Genomic DNA, 1,393 nt, shown 5'->3' with positions numbered 1-1,393 from the left:
TGAGGACAAGCCCTCGGCCTATTAGTACCAGTCAACTCCACCCGTTACCAGGCTTCCATATCTGGCCTATCAACCCAGTCGTCTACTGGGAGCCTTAACCCCTCAAGGAGGTGGGAGCCCTCATCTCGAAGCAGGCTTCCCGCTTAGATGCTTTCAGCGGTTATCCTTTCCGAACGTAGCCAACCAGCCATGCCCTTGGCAGGACAACTGGCACACCAGAGGTTCGTCCGTCCCGGTCCTCTCGTACTAGGGACAGCCCTTCTCAAGACTCCTACGCGCACAGCGGATAGGGACCGAACTGTCTCACGACGTTCTAAACCCAGCTCGCGTACCGCTTTAATGGGCGAACAGCCCAACCCTTGGGACCGACTCCAGCCCCAGGATGCGACGAGCCGACATCGAGGTGCCAAACCATCCCGTCGATATGGACTCTTGGGGAAGATCAGCCTGTTATCCCCGGGGTACCTTTTATCCGTTGAGCGACGGCGCTTCCACAAGCCACCGCCGGATCACTAGTCCCTACTTTCGTACCTGCTCGACCCGTCAGTCTCACAGTCAAGCTCCCTTGTGCACTTACACTCAACACCTGATTGCCAACCAGGCTGAGGGAACCTTTGGGCGCCTCCGTTACTCTTTAGGAGGCAACCGCCCCAGTTAAACTACCCACCAGACACTGTCCCTGATCCGGATCACGGACCCAGGTTAGACATCCAGCACGACCAGAGTGGTATTTCAACAACGACTCCCCCGCCACTGGCGTGACGAGTTCACAGTCTCCCACCTATCCTACACAAGCCGAACCGAACACCAATATCAAGCTATAGTAAAGGTCCCGGGGTCTTTCCGTCCTGCTGCGCGAAACGAGCATCTTTACTCGTAGTGCAATTTCACCGGGCCTATGGTTGAGACAGTCGAGAAGTCGTTACGCCATTCGTGCAGGTCGGAACTTACCCGACAAGGAATTTCGCTACCTTAGGATGGTTATAGTTACCACCGCCGTTTACTGGCGCTTAAGTTCTCAGCTTCGCCCCACCGAAATGGAGCTAACCGGTCCCCTTAACGTTCCAGCACCGGGCAGGCGTCAGTCCGTATACATCGCCTTACGGCTTCGCACGGACCTGTGTTTTTAGTAAACAGTCGCTTCTCGCTGGTCTCTGCGGCCACCACCAGCTCAGAGTGCAAGACTCATCACCAGCAATGGCCCCCCTTCTCCCGAAGTTACGGGGGCATTTTGCCGAGTTCCTTAACCATAGTTCACCCGAACGCCTCGGTATTCTCTACCTGACCACCTGAGTCGGTTTAGGGTACGGGCCGCCATGAAACTCGCTAGAGGCTTTTCTCGACAGCATAGGATCATCCACTTCACCACAATCGGCTCGGCATCAGGTCTCAG

Annotated in this window: 1 rRNA gene; it reads right to left on the bottom strand. The window is 55.9% G+C overall.

The window, feature by feature from the left end:
- Position 1 precedes the first annotated feature (1 nt).
- Positions 2-1,393, bottom strand: a 23S ribosomal RNA gene (locus ACH4K4_RS38675); the annotation flags it as partial.

Origin of the sequence: Streptomyces sp. NPDC017529 (assembly GCF_044329785.1) — a bacterium.
Lineage (GTDB): Bacteria > Actinomycetota > Actinomycetes > Streptomycetales > Streptomycetaceae > Streptomyces.
This window is presented reverse-complemented; position numbering and strand designations above follow the sequence as displayed.